Raw genomic sequence first — 17191 nt, 5'->3', positions numbered from 1 at the left:
GCGGTTCAGGTGCTCAGGCGAGGGATGATGACAGAGCAGACGATGCCCCGGCCCTCTCGTTCCCGCCACTGGACAGAACCGCCCATGAGCTTGACGCGCTTGCGGATGCCCCCCAGGCCCAGCCCATGGGACCAGCGCGCCGGCTCCCGGCCCTCGCCGTCGTCCTTGACGATCACCACGAACTGCCCTTCCTGGAGGGTGCAGTCGATCTCGATGTGTTTGGCCTTGGAGTGGGCGATCACATTGCTCACCAGCTCGCGCAGGATGCGGGTGAGGGAGGACCACTGCACCACGGTCAGCGGCAGGTCCTGGTCGATGTTGGCGTTCCAGGCCAAGCTCAGGCCTGCAGCCTCCAGCCGATGGTCGATGTCGGTCTTCCACTCTGCGAGGGCCAGTGCCAGCGGATGGGCCTTGCTGGCCAGACCGCGGGTCAGGGTCTTGAGGTCCTGCAGGGTGTGGCGGACATAGTCCTCCATCTCCTTGGTGGGGGCCTGGTACATCAGGGTCAGCAGGCGCGCGCCGATGTCGTCGTGCAGGTCCTGGGCGATACGCGCTCGCTCTTCGCTGCGACCGCGCTCGACTGCACGGTCGTGGGCCACGGCCCGCATCAGCTGCTGCACGATGCGGTCTGCCAGGCGCGCATCCTCCAGGGTGAACAGGCGCTTGCCACGTTCGGCAAAACGCAGACCCACCACGCCACTGACCGTTGGCGCTTCGGTCAGGTTGGGCAGGGGCACCAGCAGCATCGCGCCGTTGCCGGTGACGCGGCTGTACTTCATCCGCCCGTCCAGCCGTTCGGTCTCCAAGGGCTCGAAGACGTGGCGCAGCAGGTCGATCATGCGGTCGGCGGCCCGCTCCGGCCGCGCCTCCACTTCGCGGGCGATGCGGTAGAGGTGCTCGAACATGCGCTCGGTGGTCAGTGTGCGCGCACCGATGATCTGGTTCATCAGCCAGTGCCGCACCGCTGCATACGCGCCCAGGGCCAGAAACAGCGAGAGCGTGAGCGAGGCGAATTGGCTGAAAGAGAAGACGGCGACGAACAGCAGGTCCACCGAGGTGGCCATGGTGCTCACACCCGCCAGCATGGCGAACTCGCGCATCACGCTCTGCGAACGGGCCACAAAGGGCACCAGCAGGATGACCGAGGCGAAGAACACCCCCCAGATCACCGGCCCGACGGCGGCCACGGGCTGGACCTCGTCGGGCAGCAGGGGCATGAGCCAGACCGCCAGCGTCAGCAGGGCCAGGGTGCCCACGGTGATCATCGCGAAGCGCCGCATCACCAGGGCAAAGGGTTGCGGAGACTGCCGGTTGGCCCAGGTGAGCACACCGATGCAGGCCAGTCCGTCGGCCACCATCAGGCCCTGGGACCACAGCCACGGCGCGTCCAGCGCCCCTTGCCACCACAGCGCACCCAGGATCCCCGGGGTCAGCCAGGCCAGCAGGGCGAGCACGCCCCCCCCGGGCAGCCGTGCTGGATGCAGCAGGCAGGCATGCACGATGGCTGCGCCTGTCAACAAGTCGAGTGCGCTGCGCAGGCCGGCCTCGTGGGCCACCAGCAGTGACGGTTGGGTGAGGGAGGGCAGCGACGACACGGCCGCCAGCGCGAGCTGGGCCACCTGGGCCTGCGCCATGGTGGCGTAGAGCAGGTTGCGGCCCTGCGGTTGCACCAGGGGCACGATCCAGCCCACCAGGTAGAGCACCAGCGCGAAGGTGCTCATGAGCCAGAACATGGCGCCCAGCCCGCCGTAGCCGCGGGGCTGTGGGCGTACGCTGACTTCCGCCCCGTCGGTGAACACCAGCCGTACCGGCCCGGCCTCCACCGCCTGGGCCGCCGCGATACGTACCTGCTGCAGCGATGCCTGGTGGTGGGTATCGGCAAACCAGCGTGCGGAGTGCGCGGTGGTCAGGACCGAGAACCTCAGCAAGCGGCCGTCGGCCGTGCGCAGGCCCTGCAGGGGCTGGCCCAGGAAAGGCTTGAGCTCCGGCAGCGGCGAGCTGGCCAGCTCCAGGCGCCCTTCAGGCGTATGTCGCCATTCGGCGGGGACCTCGGGCTGACCGGCCAGCAGCCGTGCCAGCAGGAACACCCCCACACAGCCCAGGATGGCCAGCAGCAGCAGGACCCGGCGGCGCCAGGTGATGCGCGGGCCCACCGCCAGGTTGGTCAGCTCCGGCTCGGGCAGGGGGGGCTTGATGCCCGTGTTGGTGGTGGTGTCCCCCAGCACGGAGGACAGCAGGCTGCCGTGCGTGAAGGTGGAGTCCAGGGGAGAGGGATTCACGCGCGCTTCCGGCAGCGGCCCGCCCGGCGGGCCGGGAGATCAGGACAGGTTCAGACCAAACCTTGCTTGCTGGCCAGCACGGCCGCCTCGGCGCGGCTGGAGACGTTGAGCTTGCGGTAGATCGACTTGATGTGGTCGTTCACCGTGAACCACTTGATGCCCATCAGGTTGGCGATCTCCTTGATGGTGAATCCCTTGCTTAGGTAGGTCAGCACCTCGATCTCGCGCGGGGTCAGGTGGGGCAGTTCCACCTTCTGCTCGATCTGCACCGGGGCCTTGGTGCTGGTGGCCGGGGCGGGGGCGGCCGTGAGCGAGGGGGCCAGCGGCGCGGCGCCGTCGCCCGAGCCGCCGTGGCGGAAATGCGTCAGCAGACGGCGCGCGATGGCGGGCGAGAGCGGGGGCTGGCCCAGCACGATCTTGCGCAGTTCCTCGACCAGCACTTCGAAGCGGTCTTCTTTGAGCAGGTAGCCGTCGGCACCGCACTGCAGGGCGGGGAAGAGATGGTCGTCGTCCGAATAGAGGGTGGTGACGACCTTGGTGGCGGGGTACTGTCCCAGTTCGGCCAGCAGCTCCATGCCGTTGCCATCGGGTAGCTCCAGGTCCAGGAGCATCAGCTTGAAGGGATCGGTGCCATGCAGGCCGCCGGGCCCGGTCAGGGCGATCTGGGCGCGGGCGGTCTCCAGGTCACCGGCCTCGGTGATGGAGATGGGGTCGCTGAAGGCTTCCTTGAGCACGCGGGACAGGAAGCCCCGGGCCACCGGGTTGTCTTCAAGGATCAGCACCTTGACGGTCATGTTGGGTTCTCCCTAGGGGGCGGGGCGGTTGGGTCGGGCGGTGGGGGCCGCCGGCCCCGAAGGCCGGCGGACGTTGGCCGCTACTCTAGCAGCGCACCCCCCTGGCTCAGGCCCCCCGGGCAGGGGGCTTCCCCCCCAAAGGACGGGGTTGCGCGCCCAGCTGCACGCCAGGCTCAGCACAGGGCGGGATCGATCTCCAGCACCAGCTTGCCGACCACCTGGCGGCTGGCCATGCGGGTGAAGGCCTCGGGCAGCCGCGCCAGGGGCAGCACCTGGTCCAGATGAGGCCTCAGCGCCCCTTGGGCATGCCCCTCGAACAGGGCGGCCAGGGCTTGGGTGGCGGCTTGCGGCTCCCGGCGCATGAAGTCGCCCCAAAACACGCCGACGATGCTGGCTCCCTTGAGCAAGGCCAGGTTGAAGGGCAGGGCCGGGATCTGGCCCGAGGCGAAGCCCACCACCAGGTAGCGACCGCGCCAGGCCAGGCTGCGCAGGGCCGGCTCGGCCAGTGCGCCGCCCACCGCGTCGTACACCACATCGACCCCGCGCCCTTCGGTCAATGTCGTGACCTGTGCCCGCAGCTCCTGCGGGTCGGCGGCAATGGCGGCCTGCGCGCCCAGGTCCAGGCAGGCCTGGCGTTTGTGCGGCGTGGAGGCCACGGCGATGACCCGGGCTCCGGCCTGCCGGGCGATCTGGAGGGCGGCGGTGCCCACGCCGCTGGCGGCACCGAGGATCAGCACCGTCTCTCCAGCCTTGAGGGCACCCCGGTCGATCAGGGCATGGTGGGAGGTGCCATAGGTGAACACGAAGGCGGCCGCCTCGTGCATCGGGAAACCAGCGGGCAGGGGCAGCAGCCGTTCGGCCGGCACCACCGCCTGGGTGCCCAAACCGCCGGTGCCACCTATGGCAATCACCCGTTGGCCAGGTTGCCAGCCACGCACCTGCGCGCCCACGGCATCCACCACCCCGGCAAATTCCGCCCCGGGCACAAAGGGCAAGGCGGGTCGGGCTTGGTACTTGCCCTGAGTGATCAACAGATCAGGGAAGTTCAGGCTGGCGGCGGCCACCCGAACCCGGACCTCGCCCGGGCCGGGCTCGGGGTCGGGCAGCTCCGCCCAGCGCAGGGCCTCAGGCCCGTCAAGTCGTTCGCACAGCCATGCTTGCATGCCTTGTCTCCTGTGATGGTGCGGGTGCGCGGTGGATGCTACGGGGGGGGCCCGGGCCGGGCCGTCGCGCAGGTGACCCCGCGGCCAGTGGGCCGCTATGATCGGCCGATGCGCATCCTGATCGCCAACGACGATGGTTACCTGGCCCCCGGACTGGCCGCCCTGGCCCGGGTCATGCGGAACTTGGGCGAGGTCGAGGTGGTCGCGCCGGAGCAGAACGCCAGCGGCACCTCCAACTCCCTGAGCCTGCACCGTCCGCTGTCGGTGCTGGAGGCCGCCGGTGGTGAGCAGACCGGGTTCCGGTACGTCAACGGCACGCCCACCGACAGTGTCCACGTGGCGCTCACCGGTCTGTTGGCGCAGCGGCCTGATCTGGTTGTCTCCGGCATCAACCAGGGGGCCAACATGGGCGACGACACCCTGTATTCGGGCACCGTCGCCGCGGCCATGGAGGGTCATCAGTTCGGCATCCCCGCCATCGCCTTCTCGCAGGTCGACAAGGGTTGGACCCACCTGGAGGCCGCAGCCGAGGTGGCCCTGGCCGTGGTGCGTTCGCTGCTGCCGGCGCTGCAGATGCGGGCGCCCGGCGACCGGCCCTGGCTGCTCAACGTCAACATCCCCAACCGGCCCGATGCCGCCAGCCTGCCCTGGCAGGTCACCCGCCTGGGCCGGCGCCATCCCAGCGCTCCGGTCATCCGCCAGGAAAGCCCGCGCGGTGACCCGCTCTACTGGATCGGGGCGGCCGGCGAGGCCCTGGATGCCGGCGAGGGCACCGACTTCAACGCCATCGCCCAAGGGCGCATCTCGATCACCCCGCTGCAGGTGGACCTGACCGATCATGCCGGGCTGCCCGGTTGGCGCCGTCGTCTGATGGGGGCGGTCTGAAGTTCGCCCGCCCATGGGGCAGGAGCGCGCCGTGAGCGGCGACCCCCCCCGTCAGCGACCGCGTTTTCCGGCCGGTCTGCAGCCGGCGGCTGCCGCTGCCGAACGCCGGCCGCAGCCCCTGCGGCCCCAAAGGCCGCTGGCCGAGGCTGCCCGCGACGCGCAGCGCCGCACGGCGCCCACCGGCCTGGGGCTGGACACCGCGGCGGTGCGTCAGCGCATGATCGTGCGTTTGCGTGCCGACGGGATCTCCTGCGCGCCGGTGCTGCAGGCCATGAGCCATGTGCCGCGCCATGTCTTCGTCGATTCCGCGCTGGCGGCCCAGGCCTATGAGGACACCAGCCTGCCCATCGGGCTGGGTCAGACCATCTCCAAGCCTTCCGTCGTGGCCCGCATGCTGGAGTGGCTGATGTTGGGAGACACCGCCCGCGCCCAGGGCCACCTGGGGCGTGTGCTGGAGGTGGGGACGGGCTGCGGCTACCAGACCGCGGTGCTGTGCGCCCTGGCCACCTCGGTGGTGTCGGTGGAGCGGCTCCTGGCCTTGCACGAGCTGGCCTGCCGGCACCTCAGCCACTTCCAACTGCCGGTGCCGTGCACGTTGGTGGCGGGCGACGGCATGCTGGGGCATGCGGAGGCCGGCCCCTTCGACAGCATCATCGCCGCCGCAGGCGGGGAGGACATCCCCCTTGCCTGGATGGAGCAGCTTGCCGTGGGGGGGCGGATCGTGGCGCCGGCCCGCGCGCCCAACGGCCTGGGCCAGGTGCTGATCGTCGTGGACCGGCTCAAGGACGGCTGGCGCCGCACCGTGGGCGAGGCGGTGCAGTTCGTCCCACTAAAATCCGGCGTCGCCTGAATCCCCGCTGCCGGAGGCTGCCCTGACATCGACTGCGAGCAACCCGCGCCTGTGGCGCGCCGCCACCTGCTGCTTGACCTTTTTGGCCGTGACGGCCTGCTCTTCCACCGGACCCGATGCGCCGGTGGAGCAGCGCCAAGCTGTCTCCCCGCGCGCCACCCGTCCGGCCACCGGCCCCGCGGCGGCGGGCCGTCCTGCGCTGCCCGCCTCGGCTGCCGACGTGGAGGCGGCGCCGGTGGTGCTCAAGCCCGGCGAGTACATGGTCAAGCCGGGGGACACCCTCACCCGGATCGGTCTGGAGACCGGCCAGGGCTGGCGGGACATTGCCCGCTGGAACAACCTGGAGAATCCCAACCTGATTGAGGTCGGTCAGGTGCTGCGTGTGGTGCCGCCTTCGGGCGAGCCGCAGGTCAGCCCGGTGCGGCCTACGCGCATCGAGACCCGCCCCATCGAGGCCCGTCCCCTGGAGGCGGGAAAGCCGGGGGCAGCCCCAGGGGCCGCCACGGCCGCAGCGGCAGCTCCGGCGGCCACCGGCAAGCCGCCCGCCGCCGAGCCCGCCCGCGAGGTGCCGCGCGAAGCCGACGAAGGTGGCCTGCGCTGGTCCTGGCCGGCTGGCGGCAGTGTGCTCACCGCGTTTGACGAGAAGCTCAGCAAGGGCATCGCCATTGCCGGCAAGGCCGGCGATCCGGTGGTGGCCGCGGCCGATGGGCAGGTGGTGTACGTGGGCTCGGGGGTGCGCGGTTACGGCAACCTCATCATCGTCAAGCACGGCGGTAATTTCCTCACCGCCTACGCCCATAACCAGACCTTCCTGGTCAAGGAGGACCAGACGGTCAAGCGCGGTCAGAAGATCGCCGAGATGGGCAGCTCCGATACCGACCGGGTCAAGCTCCACTTTGAGGTGCGCCGCCAGGGCAAGCCGGTGGACCCGGCGAAGTACCTGCCGGCGCGTTGAGGCGCATCGCGGGTGGCGGCGGGCATGGCCGGGCCGCCGATAATGCCGCGCCATGACACAAGCGGATGAATGGCTGAAGGTCGAGTCCCTCGACCTGGATGCACAGGGCGTGGCCCGCAACAACGAAGGCAAGGTCGTCTTCATCGAGGGCGCTCTGCCCGGCGAAGAAGCCCAGGTCACCGTCGGACGCAGCAAGAACAGCTGGGAACAGGCGGTGGTGCGTGAGATCCGGCGCGAAAGCTCGCAGCGGGTGCGACCGGGCTGTCCGCATTTCGGGCTGCACCAGGGCGCCTGCGGGGGTTGCAAGATGCAGCATCTGGACGCTGCGGCGCAGGTCGCCGTCAAGCAGCGGGTGCTGGAGACCAATCTGCAGCACCTGTCCAAGGTGCGCCCGGAACGCATGATGCGGCCCATCGAGGGGCCGACCTGGGGCTACCGCTACCGCGCACGCCTGTCGGTGCGGCACGTGGCCCGCAAGGGCACGGTGCTGGTGGGCTTTCACGAGCGCAAGTCACGCTACGTGGCCGACATCCAGACCTGTCCGGTGCTGCCGCCCAAGGTCAGCGCCATGTTGATGCCGCTGCGGGCGCTGATCGGTGACATGCAAGCCCGTGACCGTCTGCCGCAGATTGAGTTGGCGGTCGGCGAGGGGGTCACCGCGCTGGTGCTGAGACACCTGGAGCCGCTGTGCGCCGACGATGTGCAGCGCCTGCGCGATTTCGCCGCCCGGCATGACGTGCAGTGGTGGCTGCAACCCAAGGGACCCGACACGGTCCACCTGCTGGATGCCGGGGGGCCGACGCTGGAGTACCGCCTGCGCGAGTTTGATTTGCGCATGCCTTTCAAGCCCACCGATTTCACCCAGGTCAACCACCAGATCAATGAGGTGCTGGTGGGCCGGGCGCTTCGCCTGCTGCAGGTGCAGCCCAGCGACCAGGTGATCGACTGGTTCTGTGGCCTGGGTAACTTCACGCTGCCCCTGGCCCGCCAGGCCGCCAGCGTGCTGGGCATCGAAGGCAGCGAGGCGCTGGTGCAGCGCTCGCGCGAGAACGCGCAGGCCAACGGCCTGTCGGCCAAAACGCGTTTTGCCGCACGCAACCTCTTCGAGCTGGCGCCTGAGGACATCGTCGCCTACGGTCCGGCCAACCGCTGGCTGGTGGACCCTCCCCGTGAGGGCGCCTTTGCGCTGGTCAAGGCCCTGGCAGGGCTGCGCGTCCAGCGCCGCACCGACTGGCAGCCCCCGCAGCGCATCGTCTACGTGAGCTGCAACCCGGCCACGCTGGCGCGCGATGCCGGCCTGCTGGTGCATGTGGCGGGTTACCGCTGCAGCCAGGCCGGGGTGGTCAACATGTTCCCGCATACCGCGCATGTGGAGAGCATGGCGGTCTTTGACCTGGACGAAGAGGCCGTGCTGCCCGATGCCCAGGCGCTGGCCGGATGGACCGACGCCGTCGGCGCCCCCGGGGTTGTGGGGGCCGCGGACGAAGCCGCCTGAGGACAGGGCGGGGTAGGCCGGGCCGCAGGCCGGGCGGTGCACCTCCGGGCAGGGGTGCGCCGCTTGAGCCAGATCCATCTCCTTGGGGACGGCGGATCGGTGCGGGCGCAGGCTTGACTTGGCGCAACGCCCGCCGCGGGGCCGTGGGTCACATTTCGACGCAGTGTGACAGCCTGGCCCCACGTAGCAACAGCGGTACAGACCGGGCTTGCTGCCGGTGCGACCGGTGGGAACGGCTCAGCCTTGCTGGGCTGCCTGGGGCCTTCAGACGCCTATCCCCATGGACCCGATGACCGCCTGCCCGTCCGATACCGTCCTGCCCCCGGACCGCGCGCCGCTGACCCGACTGCGGGCCAGTTCCCGCGCCTTGGCCGGGAACGGGCTGGCCGATCTGCCCGCCGGGCCCCGCCACCTGCTGCCCGATGTCGGCGGCTGGGCGGCGGCGCTGGGGGGGGCCAACCTGGCGGCCCAGGATGCCGCCGCGCTCAACGAGGTGGCTCGCGGCCGGCGCCTGCCTGCCGGGGCCCTGGTCTTCTGCCAGGGGGAGCTGGCGCGGGGGCCGGTGCTGGTGCTCGAGGGCGACGTCGCCGTGGGCCACCGCCAGGAAGAAGGGGGTTTCCGGACCGAACGCCATGTGCACGGACCGGGTTGGCTGGACCTGTGCAACGGCCTGCTGGGCACCTGCTACACCGCAGACGCGCGCGCCATGACCCCGAGCACGGTGATCGAGCTGCCGTGCGAGCCTCTGATGGCGCTGCTGGACGAGCAGTCCCTGGTGTCGCGCCAGTTGCTGCTCACCCTGGCGGGCGAGAGCCGGGCCATGGCGCTCAACACCCATGACCTGATGCACCGCGACGCACCAGGCCGGCTGGCGGCCTGGCTGCTGGGCCGCTGCGGGCAGGCCAGCGTGGTGCAGCTGCCCATGCGCAAGCGGGACATCGCCTCCCAGCTGGCCATCACCCCGGAGACCCTGTCGCGGCTGATGCGCAGCTTCAGCGGCCAGGGCATGATCCGCGTGGAGGGCTACACCGTCCATGTGCTGGACGCCACGGCCCTGACCCGCTTGGCCCAGGCCTGAGCCGGCGCCCACCCGGGGGGGCTGGCTCCGGACGGCGCCGTCGCGCCTTCAGCGCGCCGGGGGCGGAGGGGCGGGTGCCCTGCGCTTGCGGGGATTGAAGTTCAGCGTGGCCTGCACCAGCTGGGCGGCCGCGCCGGACTGCAGGGTCTGCACCGGCTGCTCCACCAGCTGATCGGGGTGCCAGAGCCGCAGTTGCACCGCACCGTCGGGCACACCGCGCAGACGCACCTGACCATGTTCATCGGTCACGGCGGTCCAGGGGCTGGTGCCCACCATCACATGGCCGCGCATGGAGCCGTGGATGTGGCAGCCCAAGGTGATGGCGCCAGGGGTATCCACCTTCACGTCGGCGCTGTCGCTGCGGCCGTCGGCGAAGGCCTTGAGCCGCAGCTCGAACTGCTGTGCCGGTGGCACATTGCCCAAGGGGCCGCCGGGCATGGAGCGCACGTGGTGGTCGTAGCGGTCCTGGTTGGAGAAGCGCAGCACCGTGCCGGGCGGCACCACGGTCACATAGGGCACGAAGCGCAGGTCGCGCTGGGTGATCACCACCGGTTCGGTCGGCGGCTGGGGGGGCACGGCCCGGGCGGGCTCCAGGGCCACCACGGTGTCCGCGGCCGGACTGCCGTCTGCCTTCTGCACTGAGATGGTGAAGTCGGCGGCGGGGGCGGTGGCGGCGGCGCTGGTCAGGCTCAACAGCCAGAAAAAGCGCAAGGCGGCGGGCGAGGGGGGCAGGCTCAGGGACATGGGACTCCTTGCGTCAGACGACGTGTGGGGCGTGGCCCGGGCCGCGGAACCCGGCGCCGGCTCAGCTCATGAGCATTTTGACGGCCACGGCCAACAGCACCAGTGAGATGGCGATGCGGATCAGGTGAAGCGGTGCGCGGGTGCTGACGAGCGCACCCAGCAGCACGCCCGGCACCGAGCCGATCAGCAGGTTGACCAGCAGGCGGTAGTCCACATTCCCCATGGTGAGGTGACCCAGGCCCGCCACCAGGGCCAGAGGGATGGCATGTGCCAGGTCGGTGCCCACCAGCTTGGATGAGTTCAGGCGCAGGGGGTAGAGGTACACCAGCATCACCGTGCCCAGGGCGCCCGCGCCAATGGAGGTGAGCGTGACCAGCACACCCAGCACGGCGCCCGCCACCACGGTGAGCACCGGCTGCACATGCTTGAAGGCGTCGCTGTTGGAAACCCGGATGTGGCGGCCCAGGCCTTGCATCTGGTTCTTGAACAGGATGCCGAAGGCGGTGAGGATCAGCATCACGCCGACTGCGTCGATGATGAAACCGTCCTTGACCCGGTGGGTGCCCGACAGGCTCATCCAGGCCAGGGTGAGCGCGGCGGCGGGCAGGCTGCCCCAGGCCAGGCGACGGACCACCTGCCAGTCCACCGTGCCGTGGTTGTGGTGCACGGCGGTGCCGAAGATCTTGGTGATGGAGGCATACAGCAGGTCGGTGCCTACCGCGGTCTGGGGCGACACGCCGAACAGCAGCACCAGGATGGGCGTCATCAGGGCGCCGCCGCCCACGCCGGTGACGCCCACGACCACGCCCACGAACAGGCCGGCCAGGGCGGTGATTCCATCGATGAACACAGGGTTTCCTCCAGCAGACGCGCGCGCCCACGCGGGATGCGCGACGACCACCGGGATTGTCCCACCACGCGGCGCGGGCGCCGGGACAGCCCCTAAAAGAATATGTGTCTGAATTGGCGCGCCGGCCCTGATGCCGACGTTCAGCGGGGGGCGGGGAAGGTCTGCAGCAGCTGGGCGGCCACGGCCACCGCGATGACCCCGGGCTCCTTGCCGGTCATGCCGGGCAGGCCGATGGGGCAGCACAGGCGCGCCAGCGTGGCCTCGGGGATGCCCCGCTCACGCAGTCGGCGCTCGAATCGGGCCCGCTTGGTGGCCGATCCGATCAGGCCGAACCAGCCGAAGTCGCCGCGCTTCAGGATCGCCTGCGTCAGGCGCAGGTCCAACTCGTGGCTGTGGGTGAGCACCAGAAAGGCATCGCCCGGGCGGGCCTGGTCCACCTCGGCTTCCACCGACTCCACACACACCGGGTGCAGGTGGCTGGGCAGCGGGCCGGGGGGAAATTCCGCCTCCCGCTCATCGACCCACCAGACCTCGCAGGGCAGTTCGGCCAACACCCGGGCCAGGGCCCGGCCGACATGGCCGGCCCCGAAGAGGTGCAGCCGGAAGCGGCGCGCCGGCGCCGGCCAGTCCGCCACCCGGGCGGCCTCCAGCGGACGCAGGCGCAGGGTGAGCGCGCCCCCGCAGCATTGGCCCAGGCTGGGGCCCAGGGCCAGGGGCCAGTCCAGCGCCGCGGGGGGGCGACCCGGGGGGGCGGCGGCCAGCAGTTCGCGCGCTTTGAGGATGGCCTGCCATTCGAGGTGGCCGCCACCCACGGTGCCGGCCACGGCGCCCGCACTCACCAGCATGCGGGTGCCGTCGGGGCGCGGCACGGAGCCCCGGGCCTGTATGACCTCGACCACCAGCGCCGGCGCACCGCCGGCCAGCCAGTGCGCGGCCAGGGCAGCGTCGGCTTCGGTGGGGCCGGGAAGTCCGGGCAGCACCGGCCGGGCGGGTTCGGCGGGCAGCGGGGCGTCGTCAGACGCCAGGGGCGGCAGGGGGGGCAGGGCTTCGGACGGCATCCAGGGCGTTGAGCAGGCTCTCGGGGGTGGCAGGGGCGCGCAGTGGCGGCTGGCAGCCGGCGGGGCCGGCCGCGGCCACCGCGTCACGCAGGGCCAGGAACACCGAGAAGCCTAGCAGCAGCGGCGGCTCGCCCACCGCCTTGCTGCGGTGCACCGTGTCCTCGGCATTGCGGTTCTGGAACAGCCGGGTGTGCAAGGCGTCTGGCACATCGCCCGCGGTGGGGATCTTGTAGGTGGACGGCGCGTGGGTGAGCAGCTTGCCGCTCACCGGGTGCCACACCAGCTCCTCGCTGGTCAGCCAGCCCATGCCCTGGACAAAGGCACCTTCGACCTGGCCGATGTCCAGTGCCGGGTTGAGGGAGGCGCCCACGTCATGCAGCAGGTCGGCACGGCGCAGGGTCCACTCCCCGGTCAGGGTGTCCAGCTCCACCTCGCTCACCGCCGCCCCGTAGGCAAAGTAGTAGAACGGGCGGCCGGTGAGGGTCTGGCGGTCCCAGTGCAGGCCGGGGGTGGCGTAGAAGCCGTCCGCCCACAGTTGTACCCGCGCCAGGTAAGCCTGCTGCACCAGGAGGGCCCAGGCCAGGTGGCGGCCGTCTGGTGCCCAGGCGTGGCCGCTGTGCAATTGCACCTCGGACGCCGGCACGCCCCAGCCTTGGGCAGCCACGGCGCACAGGCGCTCGCGCAGGGCGAGCGCGGCGACCTGGGCGGCCTTGCCATTGAGATCCGCGCCGGTGGAGGCGGCCGTGGCGCTGGTGTTGGCCACCTTGCTGGTATCGGTGGCACTGCAGCGCACCTGGTCCAGCCGCAGGCCCAGCGTGTGGGCCACCACCTGGGCCACCTTGGTGTTCAGGCCCTGGCCCATCTCGGTGCCGCCATGGTTCACCAGCACCGAGCCGTCCAGGTAGCAGTGCACCAGCGCGCCGGCCTGGTTGTAGTGGTTCACGTTGAAGGAGATGCCGAACTTGACCGGGCTGAAGGCCAGGCCCCGCTTGACCCAGGGGGAGCCGACGTTGAAGGCGGCGATTTCGGCCCGGCGCCGGGCATAGGCGCTGCTGGTCAACAGCTCGTTGGTGAGCGGCTCCAGCACGTTGTCCACCACTGGCTGGCCATAAGGCGTGAGGTGGCGCTCACCCACGCCGTAGTAGTTGGCCTGGCGCACCGCCAGCGGATCCAGGCCCAGGTGGCGGGCCACGGTGTCCAGGATCACCTCGGTCACCAGGGCGCCCTGCGGGCCACCGAAGCCGCGAAACGCCGTGTTGCTCTGGGTGTGGGTGCGCGGCAGGTAGCCGTGCAGCGCCACATTGGGCAACCAATAGGCGTTGTCCACATGGCACAGCGCACGGGTCATGACGGGCGGTGACAGGTCTGCCGAATGCCCGGCCTGCCCCAGCAGGGTGATCTCCAGCGCCAGCAGCCGACCTTGGTCGTCAAAGCCCGCGGTCCAGTCGAACTCGAAGCCGTGGCGCCGACCGGTGATCAGGAAGTCGTCATCCCGGTCGGGCCGCAGCTTGACCGGCCGGTTCAAGCGCTGCGCGGCCAGGGCGGCCACGCAGGCGAACAGGGCGGACTGCGACTCCTTGCCCCCAAAACCGCCGCCCATGCGCCGGCAGCTCACCTGCACCGCATGCAGCGGCAGGCCCAGCGCATGGCCCACCAGGGCCTGCATCTCACTGGGGTGCTGGGTGGAGCAGTGCAGCAGCAGGCCGCCGTCGTCCTGCGGCAGCGCGAAGCTGATCTGGCCTTCCAGGTAGAACTGCTCCTGTCCGCCCAGGCTGAAGTGACCGGTGAGCTGATGCGGCGCTTCGGCCAGGGCCTGGTCCACGCCGCCCGGGTGGGTGGCGCGGGTCAGGTGCATGGGCGGCACCACCCAGTCTTGCGCGGCATGGGCGGCGCGCAGGTCCAGCTGTGCGGGCAGGGGTTCGATGTGCAGCACCTGGCTGGCCAGTGCGGCAGCGCGGCGGGCGGCTTCGCGGCTGTGCGCCACCACCGCAAACACCGGCTGGCCCAGGTAGCGCAGGGTGCCGTCGGCCAGGATGGGATCGTCGTGCAGGATGGGGCCCACGTTGTTCTCGCCCGGCAGGTCGGCGGCGGTGAAGACCGCCACCACGCCAGGTTGGGCCAGCAGGCGCTCGCGGTCCAGGCCGTGCAGGCGGCCATGGGCCACGGGCGACAGGCCGAGCGCGGCATGCAGGGTGCCGACGGGCTCGGGGAGGTCATCGCAATAGGCCGCGCGGCCGGTCACATGCAGTGTGGCGGATTCATGGGGCAGCGGCTGGCCCACCACTGGGGTGGCCTCAGGGGGGGCCGGTGGGGTCTGCGGTGTGTTGCGGGGCGCGGTGGGCGTGCTCATGCGGCACCTCCTTCGGCGGTGGCCAGCCACAGGCGCTGCAGCAGGGCGCGGGCCACCCGCTGGCGGTAGGCGGCGCTGGCCCGCAGGTCGCTCAAGGGGGTGAAGTCTTGGTCCAGGGCCTGCTGGGCGGCGGCCAGGCGCTCCGGCGTCCAGGGCTGGCCGCGCAGTGCGGCCTCGGCGCCTGCGGCACGGCGCACGGTGGCGGCCATGCCGCCAAAGGCCAGGCGCACGTCCTGCACCACGGGCGGCGCGCCCGGGGCCGGTGGAGGCCCGAGCTGCAAGGCCAGGCCGGCGCTCACGGCGGAGATGTCGCATTCACGGCGCTTGCTCACCTTGTGGGCCTGCACCGTCCAGCCGCGGGACGTGGCGCTGTCAAGGCCGGGCGCCGTGAGCCACGGCACCCGCACCGATTGCACGAACTCACCGGGTTGCAAGGCGTTCTGCTGGTAGCCGAGGTAGAAGTCTTGCAGCGCCAGCCAGCGCTCGGCGCTGCCGCGGCGCAGGCGCAGCGCCGCGCCCAGCGCCATGAGCACCGGGGCCGCGTCGCCGATGGGCGAGCCGTTGGCCAGGTTGCCCACCAGGGTGCCGGCGTGGCGCACCGGCGGACCGGCAAAACGCCTCCACAGTGGGCGCAGCGCGGGCCAGTGGTGGGTGAGGGCGGCCCAGGCGTCTTCCAGTGGCACGGCGGCCCCGATCTCCAGGCCGTCGGGTGTGGCCTGCAACTGCTGCAGTTCGGCCACATCGCCCAGCCAGATCAGCGGGCCCAGGGGGCGGAACTGCTTGGTCACCCACAGACCGATGTCGGTGCCACCGGCCAGCAGGCGGGCCTCGGGATGGGCCAGGCGCAGGCGGGCCAGCTCGTCGAGTTGCCGGGGGGCTTGCCAGGCGGGAGCGGCGCCTGGCTCGGTGGCCGGGGTGGGGGCGTCCTGCAGGGCCAGCAGGTGGGGCCGCAAACCGGCCAGCGGCAGGCGGGGCACGGGGTCGGCCAGCATCTGCTGGGCGGCGTCCAGGATGGGGCGGTAGCCGGTGCAGCGGCACAGGTTGCCTGCCAGCCCTTCGGCCAGCGCGGCGCGGTCGGGTGCTGGGGCCGTGGGCTGGCGGGCATGGGCCTCGTGCAGGGCGGCCATCGTCATCACGAAGCCCGGGGTGCAGAAACCGCATTGGCTGCCATGGCAGTCCACCAGGGCCTGCTGCGCGGGGTGCAGGCGGGGGGCCGGGCCACCCGGCGTCGGCGGTGGCGCCAGGTCTTCCACCGTCAGCAGGGCCTTGCCATGCAGGCTGGGCAGAAAGCGGATGCAGGCGTTGACGGGGCGGATGCGCAAGCCCTCGGCCCGCACGGCGGCGCCGTGTCCGGTGGCGCTTGGCAGGGGGGCGGCAGCCGTTGCGGCGGCGTCGGTGTCCAGTTCGGCCACCAGCACGGTGCAGGCGCCGCAGTCGCCCTCGGCGCAGCCCTCCTTGGTGCCGCACTGGCGGGCGTCCTCGCGCAGCCACTGCAGCACGGTGCGCGTGGGGTCGCCCAGGGGCACGGCCACCGGCTGGCCGCGGAAGACGAATCGCACCGGCGCGGGGCCGTCGGGCAGGGGGCTGGGGGAAGGGGTCACGGGTCTCAGGCTCCAGGACAGGACGCCAAGCGTGCCGCCTCCGGGCCGATCCGGATGACGACCTGGCGTATGGATTGCATAACGATGGGCATATGACGCCGACCCTGCCTGCCGCCAACATCGACCTCCAGCTTGTGAGGGTCCTGTTCACCGTGATTTCTGAACGCAGCGTTTCCCGTGCTGCCCTGCGTCTGGGCAGCACCCAGCCGCAGGTCAGTGCGCAGCTGCGCCGGCTGCGGGGCCTGACCGGCGATCCCCTGCTGGTGCGTGCGGGCACCGGCCTGGTGCCCACGGCGGGCGCGCTGGCCCTGTTGGGGCCGGCCGAGCGCTTGCTGCGCGAGGCCGACGTTCTCTTCGGCCCGGCCCGGGCGGGCCGGAGCTTTGACCTCGCCAACGCGACCTTGACGGTGCATCTGGCCACCAGCGACTACCTGGATCCCCTGTTCGCCCCCAGCCTGGTGCGCCGTCTGCGGCGTCTGGCGCCCGGCCTGTCGTTGGTGCTGCATCCGCTGTCGGCCGACTCTGACTACCGGGCGCGGCTGGCCAGTGGCGAGTTCGACCTGGTGGTGGGCAATTGGCTGCAGCCTCCCGGGGAGCTGCACCTGGGCCGGCTGCTGACCGACGAGGTGGTCTGCCTGGTGGGGGAGGACCATGCTGCCGTGCGGCAGCCGGCGGCCTGGACAGCCGATCGCTACCTGGCCGCGGACCATGTGGCTCCCACACCGCTGCATCCCGGTGCGCGCGGCGTGATCGACGACTACCTGGCCCAGCAGGGCTTGCGCCGGCATGTCGCGGTGCGCAGCGCGCATTTCGGGCTGGTGCCCCAGATGCTGCCTGGCAGCGGCCTGGTGCTCACCACCGGCCGCCTGTTCTGCCTGCGCCATGTGGGGCGGCTGCCGGTGCGGGTGGTGCCCTGTCCGCTGGCCTTTCCGCCCATGGCCTATTACCAGCTCTGGCATGACCGCACCCATGCCTCGGCGGCGCTGCGCTGGGTGCGCGAGCAGGTGCGCGCGGTGGCGCGTGAGCTGGTGGATGGCCCGGCGCCGGCCGAGCTGGCCGTGCAGGCGACCGATTGACTGACCGACACTT

Annotated in this window: 14 protein-coding genes; 6 read left to right on the top strand and 8 right to left on the bottom strand. The window is 71.3% G+C overall.

The features are described from left to right. Positions 1–5 precede the first annotated feature (5 nt). The 3 genes from G3A44_RS24030 to G3A44_RS02405 all read right to left on the bottom strand — a co-directional run bounded on the left by G3A44_RS24030 (position 6) and on the right by G3A44_RS02405 (position 4236). The gene (locus tag G3A44_RS24030) at positions 6–2279 is read right to left on the bottom strand and encodes a sensor histidine kinase (protein WP_163455903.1); all 2274 of its coding nucleotides are present in this window, start codon (positions 2277–2279) and stop codon (positions 6–8) included. 50 nt (positions 2280–2329) lie between these two features. After that, positions 2330–3073 (bottom strand): LuxR C-terminal-related transcriptional regulator, encoded by a 744-nt coding sequence (locus tag G3A44_RS02410; RefSeq protein ID WP_163455902.1) that lies wholly within the window; start codon positions 3071–3073, stop codon positions 2330–2332. A 173-nt stretch (positions 3074–3246) separates the two neighbouring features. After that, positions 3247–4236, bottom strand: a complete 990-nt coding sequence (locus G3A44_RS02405; protein ID WP_163455901.1) for an NADPH:quinone oxidoreductase family protein — start codon at positions 4234–4236, stop codon at positions 3247–3249. Between the two features lie 108 nt (positions 4237–4344). Between G3A44_RS02405 and surE the strand changes: the two genes are divergently transcribed. The 5 genes from surE (at position 4345) to G3A44_RS02380 (ending at position 9499) form a co-directional block, all read left to right on the top strand. Further along, entirely contained in the window at positions 4345–5121 is a 777-nt protein-coding gene (gene surE, locus G3A44_RS02400) for a 5'/3'-nucleotidase SurE (RefSeq protein ID WP_163455900.1), read from the top strand. 13 nt (positions 5122–5134) lie between these two features. Further along, the gene (locus tag G3A44_RS02395; RefSeq protein ID WP_163455899.1) at positions 5135–5971 is read left to right on the top strand and encodes a protein-L-isoaspartate O-methyltransferase family protein; all 837 of its coding nucleotides are present in this window, start codon (positions 5135–5137) and stop codon (positions 5969–5971) included. Positions 5972–6044: 73 nt separating this feature from the next. After that, positions 6045–6926 (top strand): peptidoglycan DD-metalloendopeptidase family protein, encoded by an 882-nt coding sequence (locus G3A44_RS02390; protein WP_375138614.1) that lies wholly within the window; start codon positions 6045–6047, stop codon positions 6924–6926. Between the two features lie 52 nt (positions 6927–6978). Beyond that, entirely contained in the window at positions 6979–8421 is a 1443-nt protein-coding gene (gene rlmD / locus G3A44_RS02385) for a 23S rRNA (uracil(1939)-C(5))-methyltransferase RlmD (protein WP_163455898.1), read from the top strand. A gap of 280 nt (positions 8422–8701) precedes the next feature. After that, positions 8702–9499, top strand: a complete 798-nt coding sequence (locus tag G3A44_RS02380) for a Crp/Fnr family transcriptional regulator (RefSeq protein WP_163455897.1) — start codon at positions 8702–8704, stop codon at positions 9497–9499. 48 nt (positions 9500–9547) lie between these two features. On the opposite strand, the gene G3A44_RS02375 is transcribed toward G3A44_RS02380, so the two are convergent. From G3A44_RS02375 to xdhA, 5 genes are all read right to left on the bottom strand, one after another. After that, entirely contained in the window at positions 9548–10243 is a 696-nt protein-coding gene (locus G3A44_RS02375; protein WP_163455896.1) for a cupredoxin domain-containing protein, read from the bottom strand. 61 nt (positions 10244–10304) lie between these two features. Next, a complete protein-coding gene (locus G3A44_RS02370) occupies positions 10305–11093 on the bottom strand; it encodes a sulfite exporter TauE/SafE family protein (protein WP_310734309.1) in 789 nt (262 codons plus the stop codon). Between the two features lie 140 nt (positions 11094–11233). Further along, positions 11234–12151 (bottom strand): xanthine dehydrogenase accessory protein XdhC, encoded by a 918-nt coding sequence (gene xdhC, locus G3A44_RS02365; protein ID WP_163455895.1) that lies wholly within the window; start codon positions 12149–12151, stop codon positions 11234–11236. Next, positions 12108–14501, bottom strand: coding sequence for a xanthine dehydrogenase molybdopterin binding subunit (xdhB, locus tag G3A44_RS02360; RefSeq protein ID WP_163455894.1), 2394 nt, complete (start codon positions 14499–14501; stop codon positions 12108–12110). Before xdhB ends, xdhC begins: the two co-directional genes overlap by 44 nt. After that, complete coding sequence (gene xdhA, locus G3A44_RS02355) at positions 14498–16102, bottom strand: xanthine dehydrogenase small subunit (RefSeq protein ID WP_310734308.1); 1605 nt, start codon at positions 16100–16102, stop codon at positions 14498–14500. The genes xdhB and xdhA overlap by 4 nt, the downstream gene beginning before the upstream one ends. Before the next feature lie 92 nt (positions 16103–16194). Between xdhA and G3A44_RS02350 the strand changes: the two genes are divergently transcribed. Then, positions 16195–17178 (top strand): LysR family transcriptional regulator, encoded by a 984-nt coding sequence (locus tag G3A44_RS02350; protein ID WP_163455893.1) that lies wholly within the window; start codon positions 16195–16197, stop codon positions 17176–17178. Positions 17179–17191: the final 13 nt, after the last annotated feature.

Source organism: Ideonella livida (assembly GCF_010499455.1).
Classification (GTDB): Bacteria; Pseudomonadota; Gammaproteobacteria; order Burkholderiales; family Burkholderiaceae_C; genus Ideonella; species Ideonella livida.
The sequence above is the reverse complement of the archived record's forward strand: the minus strand, read 5'-3'. Positions and strand labels throughout refer to the sequence as shown.